This window comes from Nonomuraea sp. NPDC049486, from assembly GCF_040676925.1.
Classification (GTDB): Bacteria; Actinomycetota; Actinomycetes; order Streptosporangiales; family Streptosporangiaceae; genus Nonomuraea; species Nonomuraea ferruginea.
Window position 1 is genome coordinate 791,691 of record NZ_JBFAPV010000001.1, and the last position, 19,886, is coordinate 811,576.

The window sequence follows — 19,886 nt, forward strand, 5'->3', positions numbered from 1 at the left end:
GGCCCATGGGCAAGTTCGACGGCATGGATCCCCAGCTGGTCCGCGAGCTGCTGGCGGAGACGAAACAGGCGGCCGTCGAGCTGCGCGAGGTGGAGGGGCGCGTCTCGCAGATCATGTCCAGGGCGGGCCTCGCGACCCAGACCACCCATCGGCCCGTCCAGGTGGCGGACTCCGCGGACCGGATGGTCAAGGACGTCTCCGCCCGGCTGGACCTCCTTGAGAAGCGCGCCGCCGGCGAGTCCCCTTCTGGCGACTCCCGCCGCACGGATCCTCCCACCGACAAACCAGGCACTGACCAGAAGCCCGACAAATCCAACCCAGACACGGACGCCCGCGACGGGAAGCCGGACGGGAACGTGCGGGACGGGAAACCCGATGGGGGCAAGCCGGACGCGGACGCGCGGGGCGACAAGCCCGATGGGGGCAAGCCGGACGCTGACAGCCGCGGCGAGAAGCCGGACGCGGATGCGCGGGGCGAGAAGCCGGATGGGGGCAAGCCTGACGCGGGTACGCCTGAGGAGAAGCCGGACGCCGACGCTCGTGGTGAGAAACCGGATGTGGATCGGCCCGAGGCCAAGCCCGGTGAGGACGGGAAGTGTGACGACGGCGCCACGGCCCGAGAGGACAAGCCCGTTACCGGTACCCCCGAGGAGAAGCCAGACGCCGACGCTCGCGGTGAGAAGCCCGATGTCGGTACTCCTGAGGAGAAGCCGGACGCCGATGCCCGCGGTGAGAAGCCGGATGCGGATCGGCCTGAGGCCAAGCCCGGTGAGGACGGGAAGTGTGACGACGGCGTCCCGGGACGAGAGGACAAGCCCGACGTCGGTACTCCTGAGGAGAAGCCGGATGCCGACGCTCGTGGTGAGAAGCCCGACGCGGATACAGGCGAGAAGCCGGACGCGATAGGCCAGGAGAAGCCGGACGCGGACCGGTCCGAGACGAAGCCCGGGGAGGATGGCCGACGGGACGGGGCGTGCGATGGTGAGCCCGGGACCCAGAAGCCTGATGCCGGTGGACAGCGGGACGGAAACACCCAGGGCATCGCCGACACCCCCCGTAAGGATCACCCGGACGACATCGAGACCGGCAGGCCAAAGGTCGTCGAGATCGACGGGGTCAAGGTGGTCCAGGTGCCCATCGACCCGCCCACCGCGAAGGAGCTGGAGAGTCTCCTGGAGAACCTCGACCAGGTCCAGCCGGCCGACACGCCCTCCGTCGGCGGCCCCTGCGACGACGGCACCTCCCAGGACACCCGCCCACCGGATCAGGGACGCGCGACGCCCGACGAGGGACGGACGACGCCAGATCAGGGACGCGCCACGCCCGACGAGGGACGCGCCACGCCCGATCAAGAACGTACGACGCCTGACGAGGGGCGCACGACGCCCGACCAGGGACGCGCGACGCCCGACACGCCTGGGACCGGCCAGGATGCCCCCTCAAGGGGTGGCGACGCCGGGCTGGTCGTTCCACCCACCCCACCCCCCGATGACGCCGCCACGGCCGCTGTGAGCGCCAGCGCTCCGCCGCCTGACGGCGCCGTCTCGTCCGGCGACGGTTCGCGTACCGAGGGCGCGGTCTCGTACGACGCAGGCTCCCGTCGTGACGATGCGGTCTCGCACGGCCAGGGCTCGCGTCCGGACGGTGGTGTCTCGTATGGAGAGGGTTCACGTACCGAGGGCGCGGTCTCGTACGGGCAAGGCTTGAGCCGTGACGACGTTGTCTCGTACGGCGAGGGCTCGCGACCCGAGAGCGCGGTCTCGTACGGCGAGGGTTCACGTACCGGCGGCAGCGTCTCGTACGGCGAGGGGTTAGCCCGTGACGGCGTTGTCTCGTACGGAGAGGGCTCACGTACCGAGGGCGCGGGCTCGTACGGCGAGGGTTTGCGGCCGGGTGTGGTGGCGGGGGAGGGTGCGGCGCCGAGTGAGGAGGAGTTGCGGGAGCTCATCGCGCGGGCCGCGGGCGTTCCGCCCATGGAGATGCCGTCCGTCGGGGTGGCGGAGGGGGAGTGGGGCCCGGGGGCCGACGGTCCGCCGGGGCAGATCGAGCCCGGTGGTCCGCGGCGAGGCGATGACGATGGGAGGAGTGCCTGATGTACGTGGATCCGCCCGCGCCGCGGCCCCGTGAGCTGGGGGAGATGCCGCCCGCCACCGCGACCGGTCCGCTCGACGAGCAGCCGCGGGTGTGGGAGTTCAACCCTGAGTACCAGCGGCTGGTCACCGCATGGCAGGAGGCCCTGCCCCTGCTCGACAAGCTGTCCAAGGCCCTGGACAAGCCCTACGCCAAGGCCAGGAGCCCGCAGACCTGGGACGCCCCGGTGGGCTCGCGCTACGTCGAGGACATCGGCCAGTGGCGCACCAGGCTCGGCCTCTACCGTCAGGCCGTGCTCACGGCCATCAGCGACGAGGCCGCCGACACGCCCCGGTGGATCCCGGCTCCGGCGGGGGCGCCGCACGCCTTCTCCTGAGAAGGAATGCCAAACTAGGGCAAAGGGGTACGCCGCCGTACAGTGGGGGTCATGGGCGCAGGACCCTTCTACGGTCCGGGCTTCGGGCTCCTGGAGGAGCGGGACCCGGAGGTGGCCGCGCTGCTGCTCGACGAGGTCGAGCGGGTGCGCGGCGGCCTCCAGCTCATCGCCAGCGAGAACTTCGCCTCACCCGCCGTGCTGGCCGCCCTCGGCTCCACGCTGAGCAACAAGTACGCGGAGGGCTACCCGGGCGGCCGCTACTACGGCGGGTGCGAGGTCGTCGACCGGGCCGAGCGGCTGGCCGTCAAGCGGGCGCGCGAGCTGTTCGGCGCCGAGCACGCCAACGTGCAGCCGCATTCGGGCGCGTCCGCCAACCTGGCCGCCTACGCTGCGCTGCTGCAGCCGGGTGACCGGATGCTGGCCATGGCGTTGCCGCACGGCGGCCATCTCACGCACGGCTCGCGGGCCAACTTCTCCGGCCGGTGGTTCGACGTGGCCTCGTACGGGGTGCGGCGCGACACGGAGCTGATCGATTACGACGAGGTCAGGGACCTGGCGCTGCGGCACCAGCCCAAGCTCATCGTGTGCGGGGCGACCGCCTATCCGCGGCTGATCGACTTCGGGGTGTTCCGGGGGATCGCCGACGAGGTGGGGGCGTGGCTGATGGCGGACGTGGCGCACCCGATGGGGCTGATCGCGGCCCGCGCCATCCCGTCCCCGGTCCCGGAGGCGGACGTCGTCACCTTCACCACCCACAAGACGCTGCGCGGACCGCGCGGCGGCGGCATCCTGTGCACCGCCGAGCTGGCCGCGCGGATCGACCGGGCGGTGTTCCCGTTCACGCAGGGCGGGCCGATGATGCACGCGGTGGCGGCCAAGGCGGTGGCGTTCGGGGAGGCGCTGCGGCCGGAGTTCGCCGGCTACGCCCGGCAGGTGATCGCCAACGCGCGGGCGCTGAGCGAGGCGCTGGCGGAGGCGGGCATGCGGCCGGTCACCGGCGGCACGGACACCCACCTGGCGCTGATCGACGTGCGCGGGCTGGGCGTCACCGGCGCCGAGGCCGAGCTCAGGTGCGCCGCGGCCGGCATCACCCTCAACCGGAACGCGATACCGTACGACCCCGAACCGCCGCGCGTGACCTCGGGCGTCCGGGTCGGCACGCCGTGCGTCACCACCCAGGGCCTGGAGCCCCGGGATCTGCGGGAGGTCGGGGCGCTGGTGGCCCGCGCGGTGCGCGACCAGGAGTCGGCCGCGGACGTCAGGGACAAGGTGACGGCGCTGCTGGGCATACATCAGCCTTATATGGACCAATAATAAGCTGGTCTGTGTCGTTTTCCGGTCACAGCCGGCCGGAGCATCCGGGAAACTAGGTCCGTGCGCGAATACCTGTTCATGGCGCTCATCGCGGCAGCGGTGACCTATCTGCTGGTCCCTCTGGTGCGCCGCTTCGCCATCCGCATCGGCGCGGCCCCCGAGATCCGTGATCGTGACGTGCACACCACGCCCACGCCCCGGCTGGGCGGCCTGGCGATGTACGGGGGTCTGGTCGTCGGGCTGCTGGTGGCCGCCCAGCTGACCAACACCGGCAAGGCGCTGGCCGGCACCGCCGCCGAGCCGGTCGTGGCCCTGATCCTGGCGGGCGGCCTGATCACGGTGACCGGCTTCCTGGACGACTGGTGGGGGATGGACCCCTTCATCAAGCTGGCCGGGCAGATCGCCGCCGCCGGGGTGCTGGTCCACTTCGAGCTGAGACTGACCTACATCCCGCTGCCGAAGGACTGGGGCGGCTCCACCAGCCTCGACTACACGCTGAGCGCGATCATCACGATCCTCGTGGTGGTGGTGGCGATCAACGCGGTCAACTTCGTCGACGGGCTCGACGGGCTCGCGGCCGGCATCGTGTGCATCGCCGCCATGGCGACCTGGGCCTACTCCATCTACCTCGGGCAGAACATCAGCGGTGACCGCATCACCACCACCGCCGCCATCTCCGCCGTGCTCATCGGGGCCTGCATCGGCTTCCTGCCGCACAACTTCCACCCGGCCAAGATCTTCATGGGCGACACCGGCGCGATGCTGATCGGGCTGGTGCTGGCCTCGTCGCTCGTCACCGTGATGCCGGTGGACCCGTCGGTCATCGAGGGCATCAACCGGTTCGGCGTGCTGCTGCCCCTGCTGGTGCCGGCCGCGGTCCTGGTGCTCCCGCTCATCGATCTGATAACGGCCGTGGTGCGCCGCACCTCCTACGGGATGTCGCCGTTCGCGCCCGACCGCGGTCACCTGCACCACCGGCTGATGGACATCGGCCACTCCCACCGGCAGTCCGTGATGATCATGTACGCGTGGACGTTCCTGTTCGCGTTCGGCATCTTCGCGATGTCCGTGGTCACGGTGCCGGTGCTGGCGTTCCCGGTGGTCATCCTGCTGGCCCTGGGCGTGCTGGTGCTGATGGCGCTGCCGCGCTGGCGGGGCAGAGGCGGCGCGCACACCTCGCGGGGCAAGCCGTCGAGCGACGACGACGACGGCCCGCCCACCGGCCCGATGCCGCCGGTCCGGCCCGACGCCGAGTTCCGGCGGCCGGTGCCGCCGCCCGGCCCGCCGCGGGAGCGGCCGAGCACCGATCCGAACTCGGTCATTCCCATCTATCCGGGCCGATCGTGATCGCGAACTAGAAACGGCAGGTAAAAGCAGCCTTCCGTGAGCTTGTGATATCTTTCACGAGCAGGGCCTCCAGATTTTCGTGTTCTGGAGGTAGCAAACGCTCGCTTGATAACTCGCGATGGAGCACCGATGCAGGCCAACGACGTGCGCGTACTGAAAAGCGCCGCGCTTCCCACCCTCGGGGTCGGAGTCGTCGCGCTGGCCGCGGCCACCATCCTGGCCGGTGGCAAAGGAGCGCTCGGCGCGGCCATCGGCGTGCTCCTGGTGATGGTCTTCTTCAGCGTCAGCGTGGTGGCCGTGTCGTACGCGGCCCGCGTCTCGCCCCAGCTGATGGCCATCGCCGCGATGGGCAGCTACCTCGTGAAGGTCATCGTCATCATGCTGATGCTGGCCACCTTCGGCGACACCACGCTGTGGAACTCGCAGGCTTTCGCCTGGACCGTGGTGGTCGGCACGATCGTGTGGACGGCCTTCGAGGTCCGCGCCTTCCTCAAGACCAAGATGCTGTACGTCGACCCCGACGCCAAGGTCCCCGGGCACGGCGACTGATGAGCCTGGTAAAACACGGGGTCCGATATGACTAGTCCTCTGCCCGCCTGCTATCGTCAGGGCCGCGATGAGCGAACAGGAACGCCGACCGGAGACAGACGGTCGCGACTTCGCCGACGCCATGTGGTCAGTCCCCAGCTATCTTCTCGCCGGGATGGCGGTCTACGGCGGCATCGGCTGGTTGCTGGACCGTTGGCTCGACCTGTCCGCGTTCTTCCCCATAGGCATCGTCCTGGGGCTGGTGCTGGCCGGCTACGCGGTCTACCGACGGCACGGTCGCTAGCCCCACGCCGCGACCGCTTCGCCGAGGAAATTCCTGTGATCCACTACGACGTTGAAGGGAACGCCGCGTGAGTGCGCTGACGGTCCTAGCGGCACCACCGGGTGAGTTCGGTGCGCCGACGCCTGGCGAGCTGTTCGACCTGCCCCCCATCATTCCCGGGGTCGCCTGGTTCACCAAGCCGGTCCTGCTCGCCATTCTCAGCTCGATCATCGTGATCGGCGTGTGCTGGGCGGCCTTCGCCAAGCCGAAACTCGTCCCCCGGGGCATCCAGAACGTCACCGAATATGGCTACATGTTCGTTCGTGACCAGGTCGCCCGGCCCTTCCTGGGCAAGGACACCGACCGGTGGATGGGCCTGCTCGTCAGCGTCTTCTTCCTGGTGCTGGTCTGGAATCTCATGGGCGTCATCCCCTTCCTCCAGTTCCCGGTCGCCTCGCACATCGCCTTCCCGTTCGTGCTGGCGCTCTCGATCTACGTCCTGAAGATCTACCTGGGCGTCAAGCACCAGGGTGGCATCGGCTACTTCAAGAACATGATGTTCCCGCCGGGGCTGCCGAAGCCGATCTATCTACTGCTGGCCCCGATCGAGTTCCTCTCGAACATGATCATCGCGCCGTTCACGCACGCCGTGCGACTGTTCGCGAACATGTTCGCGGGCCACATGCTGCTCGCCTTCTTCAGCATGGTGGGTTTCTGGTTCCTCTTCGAGAAGCTGACCCTGCCGGGCTCCACCATCGGTGTCCTCGGCGTGGTGATGACCATCATCCTCACCGGCTTCGAGATGTTCATCCAGTTCCTGCAGGCATTCCTCTTCGCGATGCTGGCCGCGATGTACATCGGTGGCTCGCTGCACGCGGAGCACTGAACCCCATACCGGAATATCCATGACCGGTGAGACTCCACTTCACCGGCCGTCCAGTAAAGGAATAAGAGCAATGGGTCTTCTCGCTGAGGTCTCCGGCAACGTCACCGCCATCGGTTACGGTCTCGCCGCCATCGGCCCCGGCATCGGCGTCGGCATCATCTTCGGTCAGGGCGTGCAGGCCATCGCCCGCCAGCCCGAGGCCTACGGCCTGATCCGCCAGAACATGCTCCTCGGCTTCGTCCTCACCGAGGCCCTCGCCCTGATCGGTCTGGTCGCGCCGTTCATCTTCCAGGCTCTCTGACGGCCAGAAGCATCCCCTGACGAAAGGCTGCACCCATGAACATGGCAGCTACGCTCCTCACAGTGGCGGCGGAGGAGGGTGCCAACCCCCTCATGCCGCACACTTACGAGCTCGTCGTCGGCATCTTCTCGTTCTTCGTCGTCGTTCTCGTCGTCGGCAAGATGCTCGTCCCGCGCATCCAGAAGACGCTGGCCGAGCGCACCGACGCCATCGAGGGCGGCATCAAGAGGGCGGAGGAGGCCCAGGCTCAGGCCCAGGCCCTGCAGCAGCAGTACGCCGAGCGGCTCGAAGAGGCGCGGCGCGAGGCGGCCAGGCTCCGCGAGGAAGCTCGCGAGCAGGCCGCGCTGATCAAGGCGGAGCTCCGCGAGGAGGCGCAGGCCGAGGCCCGTCGCCTCGTCGAGGCCGCACACGCCCAGATCGAGGCCGACCGCCAGGCGGCGTTCGCCCAGCTCCGCACCGAGATCGGCCGTCTGTCGACCGACCTGGCCGGCCGCATCGTCGGCGAGTCGCTGACGGACGAGGCCCGGCAGAGCCGCATCGTCGACCGGTTCCTCGACGAGCTGGAGAGCTCCAACGCGCAGGCGGTGCGCTAATGCGCGGCATGAGCAGAACCTCGCTGGCAGAGGTCGAGGAGCGCTTCAACGCGGTCGCGGGCAGCGCTGACCTCGGCACGCTCTCCGACGAGCTGTTCGCGGTCGCGGATCTGCTCGACCGCGAGCACGGCCTGCGCCGGGCGCTGTCCGACCCGGCGAGGCCCGCCGAGCAGAAGGCGCAGAGCGTGCGCGTGCTGCTGGAGGGCAAGGTCAGCGAGTCGGCGGTCGCCACCACCGAGGCCGCGGTCTCGGCCCGGTGGTCGCGCGTCGGCGACCTGGCCGACGTGATCGAGCGGCTCGGCGTGGTCGCGGCCGCCGCCGAGGCGGAGAGCCAGCGGCGGCTCGACGACGTGGAGGACGAGCTCTTCCGCTTCGGCCGCATCGTCGCCGCCAACCCGTCGCTGCGCCGCGCGCTCAGCGACGCCGGCGCCCCGGCGGAGGGCAAGCGCGAGCTGCTGCGGTCCTTGCTCGAAGGCAAGGTCGCGCCCAGCACGATGCGGCTCATCACGCAGGTTGTGGTACATCCACGAGGACGTAGCCTGGAGACAGGGCTGGAGGAGTTCGGCCGGCTGGTGGCTCAGCAGAGCCGGCGCCTGGTCGCCGTGGTCCGCAGCGCGGTCGAGCTGACCGAGGAGCAGAGGCAGCGTCTCATCACGTGGCTGCGCTCCTCCTACGGCCGTGACGTGCACCTGAACGTCGAGGTGGACAAGCGAGTGCTCGGTGGGTTCTCGGTCCGCATCGGCGACGAGATCATCGACACCACCATTGTGGGACGAATCGAAGAAGTCCGCCGCCGGTTGGCCGGCTAGGCGAATAGGGAGACAGAGTAGAGATGGCGGAGCTTACGATCCGGCCGGACGAGATCCGGGACGCGCTTGAGCGCTTCGTCCAGGCGTACGAACCGGAAGGCGCCGCGCGCGAGGAGATCGGGACCGTCGTCGACGCCGGCGACGGCATCGCCCATGTCTCCGGCCTTCCCTCGGCGATGGCGAACGAGCTGCTCGAGTTCGAGAACGGTACGCGCGGCCTGGCACTTAACCTCGACCCGCGCGAGATCGGTGTCGTTATCCTCGGCGAGTTCGCCGGCATCGAGGAGGGCCAGACGGTCCGCAGGACGGGCGAGGTCCTGTCCGTGCCCGTCGGCGACAACTTCCTCGGCCGCGTCGTCGACCCCCTGGGCAAGCCGCTCGACGGCAAGGGCGCGATCGAGCACGAGGAGCTGCGCGCCCTGGAGCTGCAGGCCCCGTCGGTCGTCCAGCGGCAGCCCGTGAAGGAGCCGCTGCAGACCGGCATCAAGGCGATCGACGCGATGACCCCGATCGGCCGCGGCCAGCGTCAGCTGATCATCGGCGACCGCGGCACCGGCAAGACCGCGATCGCCGTCGACACGATCCTCAACCAGCGCGAGGGCTGGCTGTCGGGCGACCCGGAGCGCCAGGTGCGCTGCGTCTACGTCGCCGTCGGTCAGAAGGGCTCGACGATCGCGCAGGTGCGTTCCCGCCTTGAGGAGGCGGGCGCGATGGACTACACGACCATCGTCGCCGCCCCGGCCTCCGACCCCGCGGGTTACAAGTACATCGCCCCCTACGCCGGTTCGGCCATCGGCCAGCACTGGATGTACCAGGGCAAGCACGTCCTCATCATCTTCGACGACCTCACCAAGCAGGCCGACGCCTACCGCGCGGTCTCGCTGCTGCTGCGCCGCCCGCCGGGCCGCGAGGCGTTCCCCGGTGACGTCTTCTACCTCCACTCCCGCCTGCTGGAGCGCTGCGCCAAGCTCTCCAACGACATGGGCGCGGGCTCGATGACCGGTCTGCCGATCATCGAGACCAAGGGCAACGACGTGTCGGCGTTCATCCCGACCAACGTCATCTCCATCACCGACGGCCAGTGCTTCCTGGAGACCGACCTGTTCAACGCGGGCGTCCGTCCCGCGATCAACGTCGGTATCTCCGTCTCCCGAGTCGGCGGTTCGGCCCAGGTCAAGGCCATGCGCAAGGTGGCCGGCACGCTCAAGCTCTCCCTGTCGCAGTACCGCGACCTGGAGGCCTTCGCGGCCTTCGCCTCCGACCTCGACGCCGCCTCTCGGGCCCAGCTCGACCGCGGTCAGCGTCTGGTCGAGCTGCTCAAGCAGCCGCAGTACTCACCGTTCCCGGTCGAGCGTCAGGTGGTGTCGGTGTGGGCCGGCACGACCGGTGAGCTCGACGAGGTGCCGGTCGAGGACGTCCGCCGCTTCGAGTCGGAGTTCCTCGACTACCTGGCCTCCTCGCACAAGGGCATCTTCGACGGCATCCGTGAGACCAAGGAGCTGCCGGACGACGCGGCGACCGCTCTCAAGGACGCCATCTCGGAGTTCAAGAAGGGCTTCACCACCTCTTCGGGCGAGCTGCTGGTGAAGGACGAGCCGGTGGCGCCGCTCGAGGCGGACGAGGTCGGCCAGGAGAAGATCAAGAAGGTCGTCCGTCCGGCGACGGGGAAGTAGCACATGGGTGCCCAGCTAAGGCTGCTGCGGCGGCGGATCAACTCGGTCAAGTCGACCGCGAAGATCACGCGCGCCCAGGAGCTCATCGCCTCCTCACGGATCGTGCGGGCGCAGCAACGGATGCAGGCGGCGCTGCCGTACGAGCGCGAGATCACTCGCGCCGTCACCGGCGTCGTCAGCAACGCGGCCAGCGTCGACCATCCGCTGACCGTGGCGAAGGAGAACCCCGCCAAGGCGGGCGTCCTCATCGTCACCAGCGACAGCGGCTTCTGCGGCGGCTTCAACGCCAACGTGCTGCGTGAGGCCGAAGCGCTGCGCGGGCTCATCGAGGGCCGCGGGATGCAGTACATCCCGTTCGTCAGCGGGACCAAGGGAGTCACCTGGCACACCTTCCGCCAGCGCGAGATGGGCGGTCAGTGGACCGGTTTCTCCAGGAACCCGTCGTACGCCGACGCCAAGGAGATCGCGACCACGCTGATCGACTCGTTCAAGGACGACAACGGGATCGACGAGATCCACATCGTCTCGACGCAGTTCGTCTCGATGCTCACGCAGAACGTCGTGGTCCGGCGGATCCTGCCGCTCGAGGTCGAGGTGACCGAGGCGACGGAAGCCACCGTGATCCCGCCGTACTTCGAGTTCGAGCCGACCGCCGGCGACGTGCTGGAGTCGCTGCTGCCGCGCTACGTGGAGTCCCGCATCTTCACCGCGCTGCTGCAGTCGGCGGCCTCCGAGGAGGCCGCGAGGCGGCGCGCGATGAAGTCCGCGACCGACAACGCCAACGAGCTGATGCGGATTCTCACCCAGCAGATGAACCAGGCTCGCCAGGCCGAGATCACCCAGGAAATCAGCGAGATCGTCGGTGGCGCCAACGCGCTCGCTGACGCCGCAGCGGGGAAAGAGTGAAATGACTGCAGAGGCTGTTGAAACTGTAGAAACCCCCGCGGCCGGCACTGGCCGCGTGGCACGTGTCACCGGCGCCGTCGTCGACGTGGAGTTCTCCGTCGAGACGATGCCGGAGATCTATAACGCGCTCAAGGTCGACGTGACCCTCGGCGGCGAGACCAGGACCCTGACCCTCGAGGTGGCCCAGCACCTGGGCGACAACCTCGTCCGGGCCATCTCCATGCAGCCGACCGACGGCCTGGTCCGTGGCCAGGCGGTGACCGACACCGGCGGCCCGATCTCGGTGCCCGTCGGCGACGTCGTCAAGGGCCACGTGTGGAACGCGCTGGGCGAGACGCTCGACGTGCCGACCTCGTCGCTCAAGATCGAGGAGCGGTGGGGCATCCACCGGCCGTCGCCGCCCTTCGACCAGCTCGAGTCCCGCACCGAGCTGCTGGTCACCGGCATCAAGGTCATCGACCTGCTCACCCCGTACGTGCAGGGTGGGAAGATCGGTCTGTTCGGCGGCGCGGGCGTCGGCAAGACCGTTCTGATCCAGGAGATGATCCGCCGCGTCGCCCGTAACTTCGGCGGCACCTCGTGCTTCGCCGGGGTCGGCGAGCGCACCCGTGAGGGCAACGACCTCTGGCTGGAGATGGAGGAGGCGGACGTCCTCAAGGACACCGCGCTCGTCTTCGGCCAGATGGACGAGCCGCCGGGCACCCGGCTGCGGGTGGCGCTGTCCGCGCTGACCATGGCGGAGTACTTCCGCGATGTGCAGAAGCAGGACGTGCTGCTGTTCATCGACAACATCTTCCGCTTCACGCAGGCCGGTTCCGAGGTCTCCACGCTGCTCGGCCGCATGCCGTCCGCGGTGGGTTACCAGCCGACGCTGGCCGACGAGATGGGTGTGCTCCAGGAGCGCATCACCTCGACGCGTGGTCACTCGATCACCTCCATGCAGGCGATCTACGTGCCCGCGGACGACATCACCGACCCGGCTCCGCACAACGCGTTCGCGCACCTCGACGCGCAGACCGTGCTCTCGCGGCCGATCTCGGAGAAGGGCATCTACCCGGCGGTGGACCCGCTCGACTCCTCCTCCCGGATCCTCGACCCGCAGATCGTGGGCGAGGAGCACTACCGGGTGGCCCAGGAGACCAAGCGGATCCTGCAGAAGTACCGCGAGCTCCAGGACATCATCGCCATCCTCGGCATCGACGAGCTCTCCGAGGAGGACAAGGTCACCGTCCAGCGGGCCCGCCGCATCGAGCGCTTCCTGTCGCACCCGATGTACGCGGCCGAGGCCTTCACCGGCCAGCCGGGCGAGACCGTGCCGCTGGACGAGACCATCGCCTCGTTCAAGGGGCTGTGCGCGGGCGAGTACGACCACCTGCCCGAGCAGGCGTTCTTCATGGTCGGTGGCATCGACCAGGCCGTGGCCAAGGCCAAGGAACTCGAGAGCCGCTAAACCGCCCTCTTATGGTGGTGGCGCGGCGGCCGGCCGTGCCACCACCTGATCGGAAAGGAACCTACACCAGTGGCTAAGCTACGCGTAGGGGTTGTCTCACCCGAGCGTGAGATCTGGTCGGGCGAGGCCGACATGGTGATTGCCAAGACCGTGGACGGCGAGATCGGTATCATGCCGCAACACGCACCCGTGCTCGGCGTCCTCGTCGAGGGCGGCGTGCTGCGCGTGAAGCGGGAGGGTGAGTCCGACCTGGTCGCCGCGGTTCACGGGGGCTTCATCTCCGTGGCCGACGACGAGGTCTCGGTGCTCGCGGAGGCGGCCGAGCTCGGTTCCGAGGTCGACGTCGCCGCGGCCCGTGACGCTCTCGACCGCGCGCAGGCCTCTGTCGAGGCCAACCAGGAAGACGCCGACGCGGCGCTCGAGGCCAAGCGGGCTCGGGCACGGCTGCGCGCGGCGGGCGAAGAGGTCTGACTTACACGAGCCTTTGGGGGGCGGCATGGTGGCAACGTTGGTGATCTGCGCGCTGCTGGCCGCCGCCCTGGTGGGCGCGCGGGTGTTCATGGTGGCCCGCCGCGGCAACGTACCGTGCCGCCTGAAGGCGGGCGACGGGGGGTGGCGTGCCGGAGTGGCACGCTATGCCGACGGAGAACTCCACTGGATCCCGCTCCTGGGTGTGCGACTGAGGCCGCGCCACGCGATCGCGAGGCGCGGCCTCGTCGTTTCCGGGCGCAGAGAGCTCGACAACGGGCTGTACGCCGTCGACTGCTCCGGCTCTACCCGTGACGTCTCGCTGGCGATGAGCGCCGACGCCCTGACCGGTTTCCTGGCCTGGCTGGAGTCGGCGCCGCCGAGCGCCTATCTCGACGTCGCCTGACCGGCTAGCGGGTGCCGCCGGGCTTCCAGAGGATCTCGTCGCCGTCGTGGGCGATCCTGCACAGGATGAAGAGCAGGTCCGACAGCCGGTTGAGGTAGGTGGCGGTCAGCGGGTTCATGTCCTCGTGCTCGTGCAGCGCCGCCCACGTGGTGCGCTCGGCGCGGCGGACGGTCACGCGCGCCAGGTGGAGCGCGGCGGTGGCGGGGTCGCCGCCCGGCAGGATGAAGCTGCGCAGCGGCTTGAGCCGCTCGTTGAAGAGGTCACACTGCTCCTCCAGCCAGTCGATGTACGACTGCTCGACCCGTAGCGGCGGGAACTCGGGATTCTCGGTGATCGGGCTGGACAGGTCGGCCCCGAGGTCGAACAGCTCGTTCTGGACGCGCCGCAGCACCGGTACGAGGTCGCCGGGCAGGGTGTCGTGCGCCAGGGCCAGCCCGAGATGGGCGTTGGCCTCCTCCACGTCCGCGTAGGCGGCCAGCCGCGGATTGGTCTTCGAAGTCCGGCTCATGTCGCCGAGCGTGGTGGTGCCGTCGTCCCCCGTGCGGGTGTAGATACGGGAGAGGACGACCGGTTTGTCCTTGTCTGCGCGCGTCATGTGCTCAGCGTAATGACAAATGTCATCCGGAACGGACGCGGATCACACCCCAGGCCGCTGATTTCCACGACTACCAGGCGAATGCCGCACGCGCCACGATCTATCCATGACGAAGGAGAGGACCTGATGCTCGAGATAAGCGGGCTGCGCAAGCGCTTCGCCGGAGGCCCCGGGGCGCCCGAGGGAAAGCAGGCCCTGGACGGGATCGGCTTCACCGTCCGGCCGGGTGAGATGTTCGGGTTCGTGGGCGCGAACGGCGCGGGCAAGTCGACGACCATGCGGATCGTCATGGGCGTGCTCAAGGCCGACGCCGGCACCGTGAGCTGGCGCGGCGAGCCCATGACGCACGCCGACCGCCAGCGCTTCGGCTACATGCCGGAGGAGCGCGGCCTCTACCAGAAGATGCGCGCGGGCGAGCAGATCGAGTACTTCGGCCGGCTGCACGGGATGAGCCAGGCCAAGGCGAAGAAGGCCACCGAGGATCTGCTGGAGCGGCTCAGCCTGACGGACCGCAGGAACTCCAGCGTGGAGTCGTTGTCGCTGGGCAACCAGCAGCGCGTCCAGCTCGCGGTGGCGCTCGTGCACGACCCCGAGCTGCTGATCCTGGACGAGCCGTTCTCCGGTCTCGACCCGATCGCGGTCGACGCGCTGGCCACGGTGCTGCAGGAGCGGTGCCGCGGCGGGGTGCCGGTGATCTTCTCCAGCCACCAGCTCGAACTGGTGGAGCGGCTGTGCGACTCCGTGGGCATCGTCTCCGCGGGCCGGATGGTGGCCAGCGGCACGGTCGACGAGCTGCGCGCCGCCGAGGGCGGCATGCTGCGGGTCGTGGTCCGCGACCCGGCTCCCGGGTGGGCGGACGGCCTGCCGGGTCAGGTCAACGTGCAGGGCAACCGGCACGTGCTGGTCACCGAGGACGGCGACGACCAGGACATCCTGCGCCGGGCCATCAAGGCGGGACACGTCGAGCACTTCGGGGTCGAGCAGCCGACCCTCACCGAGATCTTCAAGGAGGCCGTGGCGTGAACGGGATGATGCTGGTCGCGCGGCGGGAGATCACGACGCAGATACGGACCCGGTCGTTCGTCATCAGCCTGCTGGTCACCGTCGTGGTGGTGGGAGCGCTGGCGTTCGCGCCCAAGCTGTTCGACCGTCCTGACTCGTACACGATCGGCACCGTGAACTCGCAGCAGCTGCCGCTGGAAGCGGCGGCGCCGGACATCGAGTTCGAGTGGCGCAGCTTCCCCGACGAGGCCGCGGCCACGCGGGCCGTGCTCGACGGGGACGTGGACGCGGTGCTGGTCGACGGGGCCAAGGTGTTCACCGACGGGCAGATCGAGACCGAGCTGGGCGTCCTCCTGCAGAGCACGCACCGCGAGGCGAAGCTGGGCGCGGCCGGGGTGCAGATCGCGCCCCTGCAGATGGAGTCCGTCGGCGCGGACACCCGCTACCAGGCGGCCAGGACCGGCATCGCCGTGGTGCTGGTGCTGGTGCTGTTCATGCTCATCCTCGGACAGGTCATGATGGTCGCCATGGGCGTGGTGGAGGAGAAGGGCAGCCGGATCGTGGAGATCCTGCTCAGCTCGGTGCGCCCGTGGCAGCTCCTCGGCGGCAAGGTCATCGGTCTGGGCGTGCTCGGGCTGATCAACCTCGGCGCGATCCTGGTGGCCGGCATCGGCGCCTCGTTCGCCTCCGGGTTCGCCGCCGACTTCCCGCCGGGCATGACGGGCATCGTGGCCGGGGTCCTCGTCTGGTTCGTGCTCGGCTACGCGTTCTTCGCCACGCTGGGCGCCGCGCTGGCCTCTCTGGTGTCGCGCCAGGAGGAGGTCGGCAACGTGATGTCGCCGATGACCATGCTCATCATGGCGGCCTACTTCGTGGCCTTCTACGCGACCACCGACCCCACCGGCACCCTCGCCACGATCGTCTCGTTCGTCCCGCCGTTCTCCTCGATGGTGATGCCGGTGCGGATGGCGGCCACCGAGGTGCCCCTCTGGGAGGTCGCCGCGTCCGCCGGGCTCATGGTGCTGGCGGTGCTGGCCATCCTGGCCTTCGGGGCCAAGGTGTACGAGCGCGCCGTCCTGCGTACCGGGGCCAGGGTGAAACTCGGCGAAGTGCTGCGCGCGAAGTAATGAACGAGATCGACCGGGCGCGACGCAAGACCTGGTGGATGCTGGCGACTCTGGTGGGCTTCCTGTGGCTGTTCACCGGCACCCGCGTGGTCTTGTCGGCGCTCAACGGGGAGCCGCTTTCCTGGGCCCGCACCGTGCCCGCGATGATCTTGATTGCTGGTTTCACCTGGGTCTACCTGCGTATCTCCGCGGCGCTGACCGAGCGCCGTTACCCCGTCCGTGAGGTGGCGGTGGCCGGGGCGACGGCCGTCGTGACGGCTGCCGTCGGCGGTGCGGACCCGATGTCCTTCGGCTTCGTCCTGATCGCCTGGCTGGCGGTGGCCTCGCTGGAGGTGCCGTCCAGGGTGGCCATCCTGATGGCGGTGGGCACGTTCGTCACGGGCGTGGGACTGGCCTACGTCACCTACCTGAGCGATCCGGGCCATCTGCTGGGCGGCGACTGGAGCGCGGGCCGGAACCTGCTGTACCTGGCCCTCATGTACGGGGTGTTCTGCGCCGCCTTCCCTCCCACGAACCGGGTGTGGATGTGGTTGCTGACGCTGACCATCCAGGCGCACGAGGGCAGGGAGGCGCACACCCGCCTGGCCCTGGCCGAGGAGCGGCTGCGCTTCTCCAGGGACCTGCACGACCTCGTGGGGCACCGGCTGTCCGCGATCGCGGTCAAGGCGGGGCTCGCGGTGCGGCTCTCGGACCAGGACCCGGCGGCGGCCAGGTCGCAGATGGCCGAGGTCAACGAGCTCACCAGGACGGCGCTGCGCGAGCTGCGGCAGGCCGTGCGCGGCTACCGCGAGCTTGACTTGACCGCCGAGCTGAATAGCGTGAAAGACGTGCTCGAAGCGGCGGGCATCGCCTGCCACACCCGGCTGCCCTATCGTGACCTGCCGGGCGAGGTGGCGCCGGTGTTCGCCTACGTGGTGCGCGAGGCGGTGACCAACGTGCTCAAGCACAGCACCGCCACCCGCTGCGACCTCCTCCTGCGGTTCACCGAGGACGAGGCGGAGCTGCGCGTGCACAACGACGGCGCCGGCGCGCTGGACGGTGCGGGGACCGGTAGCGGGCTGCTGGGGCTGGAGGAGCGGGTGGCCGCCGTGGGCGGCGAGCTCACCGCCGGGCCCGACGGCGACGGGGGGTTTCTGCTCACCGCTGTCGTGTCCTTGCCCGTACGTGGGTAGGGGGGCATATATCCCCATGGAGGAGGTGGCATGCGCGTCCGGGGCAATCCCAAGGGTCAGGTGGTGCGGCTCGGCGCCCGGCTCGACGCGGGCACGTCGGCGGGAGTGCGCGAACGCCTGCACGAGGCGGTCGAGTCCGGCGCCGGCGACCTGATCCTCGACCTTTCCGAACTGGAGATGATCGACGCCACCGGCCTCGGCGTGCTCGTGGGCACGCACAGGCTCGCGCTCGACATAGACCGCCGCGTGGTGCTGCGCGCGGTGCCGCCGCGGATCATGCGGATCCTGGCGGTGACCCGGCTGAACCGGGTCCTCCACGTCGAAGCGCACACCGCCGCGGTGGCGTGAATCCGTATTTCGCCGCATTCAAACGTTGAATACGGCGGGCCAAATTGCGGCGTTACGGCGTCAGTGCACGCAGGAAGAGATGCACGGCCACGCCCACGAGTTCGTCGAGCTCCGGCGGCCGGTCGGCCAGCAGCCATTCGATGAGCAGCTCCTGAAGCCCGCCAATTACCCCCAGCGCCACCAGCCGCCGATTCACCCCCGGCGCCTGCGGGAAATCGGCCCAGGCTTCCTCCACGAGCCCGGCGAAGGAGTCGATGGCGCGCTGCCGCGACATCATCAGCACATCGCCGGATCTGCGCACCTCCACATGCATGATCCGGGCCCTGCGCCAGTCGGCGGTGGTGAACTCGATATAGGCCCGAATTCCCGCCCTGATCCGGCCGTCCAGCGTGTCGGGCGCGTCCTGCACGGCCTTCGCCACCACGGCGAGGCTTTCTTCGACGCAGCGCTCGTGCAACGCCTGTAAGAGTTCCTCCCGGCCGCCGAAACATTCATAGAAGGCGCGGTTGGAGATCCGCGCCTCGGAGCACAGCCTTTCGATCGTCGTGGCCGCGAAACCAGGCTTCGCGTATAGCGTGTAGGCGGCTGTCATCAGCCGCTCGCGTCTGTCGGCCAGCCTTTGTTCCGCTGACATCCCCCGGTAAGACCGGTTCACATTCCACCCGTCCAACATGATCGTGGCCCCCGAGCACACAATTATGGATGGATGATCGGATTGTGGAAAGGGCGGGCAGTTTACCTCTTACGTCGTCCGTGCAAGAACGTGACAAGTCTGATCAGCCGCTCAAGCTCGTCAGGCTGCCGGGAGAACGAGGTCAGCCGCATTCCGGGCACCGGGAAGCGCTGCCGCGCGATGGCCTTGGCGCGGGCGAACTCGCGCAGCCCGTCGGCGCCGTGGATACGACCGAAACCGGAGTCGCCCGTACCGCCGAACGGCAGCGAGGCCACGCTCGCGAACGAGATGACCGAGTTGACGGACGCCATCCCGGTGCGCATCGCGCGCGCCAGCGCCATCGCCCTGCGCCGGTTCCCGGAGAACACCGTGCCGGCCAGCCCGTACGCCGTGTCGTTGGCCAGCTCCAGCGCCTCCTGAGCGTCCTTGGTGCGGCGCACCGTGATCGTCGGCCCGAACGTCTCCTCGCGCACCGCCGGTGAGTCCTCGGGCACGTCCTCCACGATCACCGGGTCCACGTACGGCGGCCGCACCGAGTCGGGCCCGCCCGCGACCGTCCTGCCGGACTTGGTGGCGTCGTCGATGTGCCGCTTGATGATGTCGAGCTGCCCCGGCATGGTGATCGGCCCGTAGTGCTCGCCCGCCTTCACCGTGGCGGCCCGCTCCGACAGCGCCCGCATGAACGGCTCGTACACGGCGTCGACCACGTACACCCGCTCCACGCCCACGCACGTCTGGCCGGCGTTCGACAGCGCGCCCCACAGGCACGCGTCCGCCGCCGCCTCGACGTCGGCGTCGGCGTCGACGATGAACGCGTCCTTGCCGCCGCACTCCGCCACCATCGGCGTCAGGTTCTCCGCGCAGGCCGCCATGACCCGCTTGGCCGTCGCCGTCGAACCGGTGAAGGCGATCTTCTTCACCCGGGGGTCCCGCGCCAGGGCCGCGCCCGTCTCGCCCAGCCCCGTCACCGTCTGGAACACCGGCCGCTCCGGCACCGCCTCCGCGAACAGCTCCGCCAGCCGCACCCCCACCCCGGGCGTGAACTCGCTCGGCTTGAACACCACCGCGTTGCCCGCCGCGAGCGCGTACGCGATCGACCCCATCGGGGTGAACACCGGGTAGTTCCACGGCCCGATGACCCCGACCACGCCCAGCGGCAGGTACTCCAGCGTGGCCGACAGGTTGGCGCCGACCATCCCGGGGGAGACCCGGCGCGGCCCCAGCACCTTCCGCGCGTTGCGGGCCGCCCAGTCGATGTGCGTGATCGCCAGCACGATCTCCAGCGTGGCGTCCGCGACCGGCTTGCCCGTCTCCTCGTGCACCAGCGCGGCCAGCTGCCGCAGCTCGCGCGTGACGACCGCCTTGTAGTCGAGCAGTCTGCGCCTGCGGCCCGCGTGTCCCAGCCCCTCCCACCACTCGGCGGCCTCCTGCGCCCGGGCGACGGCCGCGCGCACCGCCTCGGCGTCGTGCTTGGGGTGACTGGCGACGACCGTTCCGGTCGCGGGATTCAGGGAGTCGAATGTGAGCGTCGTCATGAC

22 protein-coding genes are annotated in these 19,886 nt (G+C 69.4%); 19 read left to right on the plus strand and 3 right to left on the minus strand.

The window, feature by feature from the left end:
- Nucleotides 1-5: 5 nt before the first annotated feature.
- The 15 genes from AB0K05_RS03660 to AB0K05_RS03730 all read left to right on the plus strand — a co-directional run bounded on the left by AB0K05_RS03660 (nt 6) and on the right by AB0K05_RS03730 (nt 13,431).
- On the plus strand, nt 6-2,093 hold the full coding sequence (locus AB0K05_RS03660; RefSeq protein ID WP_345482638.1) for a hypothetical protein: 2,088 nt from the start codon (nt 6-8) through the stop codon (nt 2,091-2,093).
- The gene (locus AB0K05_RS03665) at nt 2,093-2,467 is read left to right on the plus strand and encodes a hypothetical protein (RefSeq protein ID WP_148033919.1); all 375 of its coding nucleotides are present in this window, start codon (nt 2,093-2,095) and stop codon (nt 2,465-2,467) included. Before AB0K05_RS03660 ends, AB0K05_RS03665 begins: the two co-directional genes overlap by 1 nt.
- Nucleotides 2,468-2,518: 51 nt before the next feature.
- Entirely contained in the window at nt 2,519-3,781 is a 1,263-nt protein-coding gene (gene glyA, locus AB0K05_RS03670) for a serine hydroxymethyltransferase (protein WP_271280217.1), read from the plus strand.
- Between the two features lie 60 nt (nt 3,782-3,841).
- Entirely contained in the window at nt 3,842-5,128 is a 1,287-nt protein-coding gene (locus AB0K05_RS03675) for an MraY family glycosyltransferase (RefSeq protein WP_219551051.1), read from the plus strand.
- Nucleotides 5,129-5,257: 129 nt separating this feature from the next.
- Nucleotides 5,258-5,677: a hypothetical protein gene (locus tag AB0K05_RS03680; RefSeq protein ID WP_148033917.1), complete on the plus strand. Its 420-nt coding sequence runs from the start codon at nt 5,258-5,260 to the stop codon at nt 5,675-5,677.
- Between the two features lie 67 nt (nt 5,678-5,744).
- Nucleotides 5,745-5,960, plus strand: a complete 216-nt coding sequence (locus tag AB0K05_RS03685; protein WP_187281350.1) for an AtpZ/AtpI family protein — start codon at nt 5,745-5,747, stop codon at nt 5,958-5,960.
- 67 nt (nt 5,961-6,027) lie between these two features.
- Nucleotides 6,028-6,825: a F0F1 ATP synthase subunit A gene (gene atpB, locus AB0K05_RS03690; protein WP_271280216.1), complete on the plus strand. Its 798-nt coding sequence runs from the start codon at nt 6,028-6,030 to the stop codon at nt 6,823-6,825.
- A 70-nt stretch (nt 6,826-6,895) separates the two neighbouring features.
- On the plus strand, nt 6,896-7,126 hold the full coding sequence (atpE, locus tag AB0K05_RS03695) for an ATP synthase F0 subunit C (protein WP_148033915.1): 231 nt from the start codon (nt 6,896-6,898) through the stop codon (nt 7,124-7,126).
- Between the two features lie 35 nt (nt 7,127-7,161).
- Nucleotides 7,162-7,719, plus strand: coding sequence for a F0F1 ATP synthase subunit B (locus AB0K05_RS03700; protein ID WP_148033914.1), 558 nt, complete (start codon nt 7,162-7,164; stop codon nt 7,717-7,719).
- Nucleotides 7,719-8,528, plus strand: coding sequence for a F0F1 ATP synthase subunit delta (locus AB0K05_RS03705; RefSeq protein ID WP_271280215.1), 810 nt, complete (start codon nt 7,719-7,721; stop codon nt 8,526-8,528). Before AB0K05_RS03700 ends, AB0K05_RS03705 begins: the two co-directional genes overlap by 1 nt.
- Nucleotides 8,529-8,551: 23 nt before the next feature.
- A complete protein-coding gene (gene atpA, locus AB0K05_RS03710; protein WP_271280214.1) occupies nt 8,552-10,201 on the plus strand; it encodes a F0F1 ATP synthase subunit alpha in 1,650 nt (549 codons plus the stop codon).
- Between the two features lie 3 nt (nt 10,202-10,204).
- Nucleotides 10,205-11,107, plus strand: coding sequence for a F0F1 ATP synthase subunit gamma (locus tag AB0K05_RS03715; protein ID WP_148033911.1), 903 nt, complete (start codon nt 10,205-10,207; stop codon nt 11,105-11,107).
- A gap of 1 nt (nt 11,108) precedes the next feature.
- On the plus strand, nt 11,109-12,557 hold the full coding sequence (atpD, locus tag AB0K05_RS03720; protein ID WP_271279427.1) for a F0F1 ATP synthase subunit beta: 1,449 nt from the start codon (nt 11,109-11,111) through the stop codon (nt 12,555-12,557).
- A 69-nt stretch (nt 12,558-12,626) separates the two neighbouring features.
- A complete protein-coding gene (locus tag AB0K05_RS03725) occupies nt 12,627-13,028 on the plus strand; it encodes a F0F1 ATP synthase subunit epsilon (protein ID WP_148033909.1) in 402 nt (133 codons plus the stop codon).
- A gap of 25 nt (nt 13,029-13,053) precedes the next feature.
- Nucleotides 13,054-13,431 (plus strand): DUF2550 domain-containing protein, encoded by a 378-nt coding sequence (locus AB0K05_RS03730; RefSeq protein ID WP_148033908.1) that lies wholly within the window; start codon nt 13,054-13,056, stop codon nt 13,429-13,431.
- A 4-nt stretch (nt 13,432-13,435) separates the two neighbouring features.
- Here the strand turns inward: AB0K05_RS03730 and AB0K05_RS03735 are convergent, their stop codons facing one another.
- Nucleotides 13,436-14,026, minus strand: a complete 591-nt coding sequence (locus AB0K05_RS03735; RefSeq protein ID WP_364226348.1) for a cob(I)yrinic acid a,c-diamide adenosyltransferase — start codon at nt 14,024-14,026, stop codon at nt 13,436-13,438.
- A 126-nt stretch (nt 14,027-14,152) separates the two neighbouring features.
- On the opposite strand from AB0K05_RS03735, the gene AB0K05_RS03740 reads away from it, so the two are divergent.
- The 4 genes from AB0K05_RS03740 to AB0K05_RS03755 are packed head-to-tail and all read left to right on the plus strand — an operon-like array spanning nt 14,153 to nt 17,675.
- Complete coding sequence (locus AB0K05_RS03740; RefSeq protein WP_364226351.1) at nt 14,153-15,049, plus strand: ATP-binding cassette domain-containing protein; 897 nt, start codon at nt 14,153-14,155, stop codon at nt 15,047-15,049.
- Between the two features lie 5 nt (nt 15,050-15,054).
- Nucleotides 15,055-16,155 carry an ABC transporter permease gene (locus AB0K05_RS03745; RefSeq protein ID WP_246641218.1) on the plus strand — a complete coding sequence of 367 codons (1,101 nt, stop codon included), beginning with the start codon at nt 15,055-15,057 and terminating at the stop codon, nt 16,153-16,155.
- Nucleotides 16,155-17,327 (plus strand): sensor histidine kinase, encoded by a 1,173-nt coding sequence (locus tag AB0K05_RS03750; protein ID WP_364226354.1) that lies wholly within the window; start codon nt 16,155-16,157, stop codon nt 17,325-17,327. Before AB0K05_RS03745 ends, AB0K05_RS03750 begins: the two co-directional genes overlap by 1 nt.
- 30 nt (nt 17,328-17,357) lie before the next feature.
- A complete protein-coding gene (locus AB0K05_RS03755; RefSeq protein WP_148033903.1) occupies nt 17,358-17,675 on the plus strand; it encodes an STAS domain-containing protein in 318 nt (105 codons plus the stop codon).
- 52 nt (nt 17,676-17,727) lie between these two features.
- On the opposite strand, the gene AB0K05_RS03760 is transcribed toward AB0K05_RS03755, so the two are convergent.
- Together AB0K05_RS03760 and AB0K05_RS03765 are read right to left on the minus strand one after the other, a co-directional pair.
- Complete coding sequence (locus tag AB0K05_RS03760) at nt 17,728-18,267, minus strand: TetR/AcrR family transcriptional regulator (protein ID WP_364226358.1); 540 nt, start codon at nt 18,265-18,267, stop codon at nt 17,728-17,730.
- 143 nt (nt 18,268-18,410) lie between these two features.
- Nucleotides 18,411-19,883, minus strand: coding sequence for an aldehyde dehydrogenase family protein (locus AB0K05_RS03765; protein WP_364226361.1), 1,473 nt, complete (start codon nt 19,881-19,883; stop codon nt 18,411-18,413).
- Nucleotides 19,884-19,886 lie beyond the last annotated feature (3 nt).

What these genes read in the sequence shown, in the direction of transcription:
- AB0K05_RS03660 (WP_345482638.1), top strand. Translation starts at nt 6, where the DNA reads ATGGGCAAGTTCGACGGCATGGATCCCCAGCTGGTCCGCGAGCTGCTG.
- AB0K05_RS03665 (WP_148033919.1), top strand. Translation starts at nt 2,093, where the DNA reads ATGTACGTGGATCCGCCCGCGCCGCGGCCCCGTGAGCTGGGGGAGATG.
- glyA (WP_271280217.1), top strand. Translation starts at nt 2,519, where the DNA reads ATGGGCGCAGGACCCTTCTACGGTCCGGGCTTCGGGCTCCTGGAGGAG.
- AB0K05_RS03680 (WP_148033917.1), top strand. Translation starts at nt 5,258, where the DNA reads ATGCAGGCCAACGACGTGCGCGTACTGAAAAGCGCCGCGCTTCCCACC.
- AB0K05_RS03685 (WP_187281350.1), top strand. Translation starts at nt 5,745, where the DNA reads ATGAGCGAACAGGAACGCCGACCGGAGACAGACGGTCGCGACTTCGCC.
- atpE (WP_148033915.1), top strand. Translation starts at nt 6,896, where the DNA reads ATGGGTCTTCTCGCTGAGGTCTCCGGCAACGTCACCGCCATCGGTTAC.
- AB0K05_RS03700 (WP_148033914.1), top strand. Translation starts at nt 7,162, where the DNA reads ATGAACATGGCAGCTACGCTCCTCACAGTGGCGGCGGAGGAGGGTGCC.
- AB0K05_RS03705 (WP_271280215.1), top strand. Translation starts at nt 7,719, where the DNA reads ATGCGCGGCATGAGCAGAACCTCGCTGGCAGAGGTCGAGGAGCGCTTC.
- atpA (WP_271280214.1), top strand. Translation starts at nt 8,552, where the DNA reads ATGGCGGAGCTTACGATCCGGCCGGACGAGATCCGGGACGCGCTTGAG.
- AB0K05_RS03715 (WP_148033911.1), top strand. Translation starts at nt 10,205, where the DNA reads ATGGGTGCCCAGCTAAGGCTGCTGCGGCGGCGGATCAACTCGGTCAAG.
- atpD (WP_271279427.1), top strand. Translation starts at nt 11,109, where the DNA reads ATGACTGCAGAGGCTGTTGAAACTGTAGAAACCCCCGCGGCCGGCACT.
- AB0K05_RS03730 (WP_148033908.1), top strand. Translation starts at nt 13,054, where the DNA reads ATGGTGGCAACGTTGGTGATCTGCGCGCTGCTGGCCGCCGCCCTGGTG.
- AB0K05_RS03735 (WP_364226348.1), bottom strand. Translation starts at nt 14,026, where the DNA reads ATGACGCGCGCAGACAAGGACAAACCGGTCGTCCTCTCCCGTATCTAC.
- AB0K05_RS03740 (WP_364226351.1), top strand. Translation starts at nt 14,153, where the DNA reads ATGCTCGAGATAAGCGGGCTGCGCAAGCGCTTCGCCGGAGGCCCCGGG.
- AB0K05_RS03745 (WP_246641218.1), top strand. Translation starts at nt 15,055, where the DNA reads ATGATGCTGGTCGCGCGGCGGGAGATCACGACGCAGATACGGACCCGG.
- AB0K05_RS03750 (WP_364226354.1), top strand. Translation starts at nt 16,155, where the DNA reads ATGAACGAGATCGACCGGGCGCGACGCAAGACCTGGTGGATGCTGGCG.
- AB0K05_RS03755 (WP_148033903.1), top strand. Translation starts at nt 17,358, where the DNA reads ATGCGCGTCCGGGGCAATCCCAAGGGTCAGGTGGTGCGGCTCGGCGCC.
- AB0K05_RS03760 (WP_364226358.1), bottom strand. Translation starts at nt 18,267, where the DNA reads ATGACAGCCGCCTACACGCTATACGCGAAGCCTGGTTTCGCGGCCACG.
- AB0K05_RS03765 (WP_364226361.1), bottom strand. Translation starts at nt 19,883, where the DNA reads ATGACGACGCTCACATTCGACTCCCTGAATCCCGCGACCGGAACGGTC.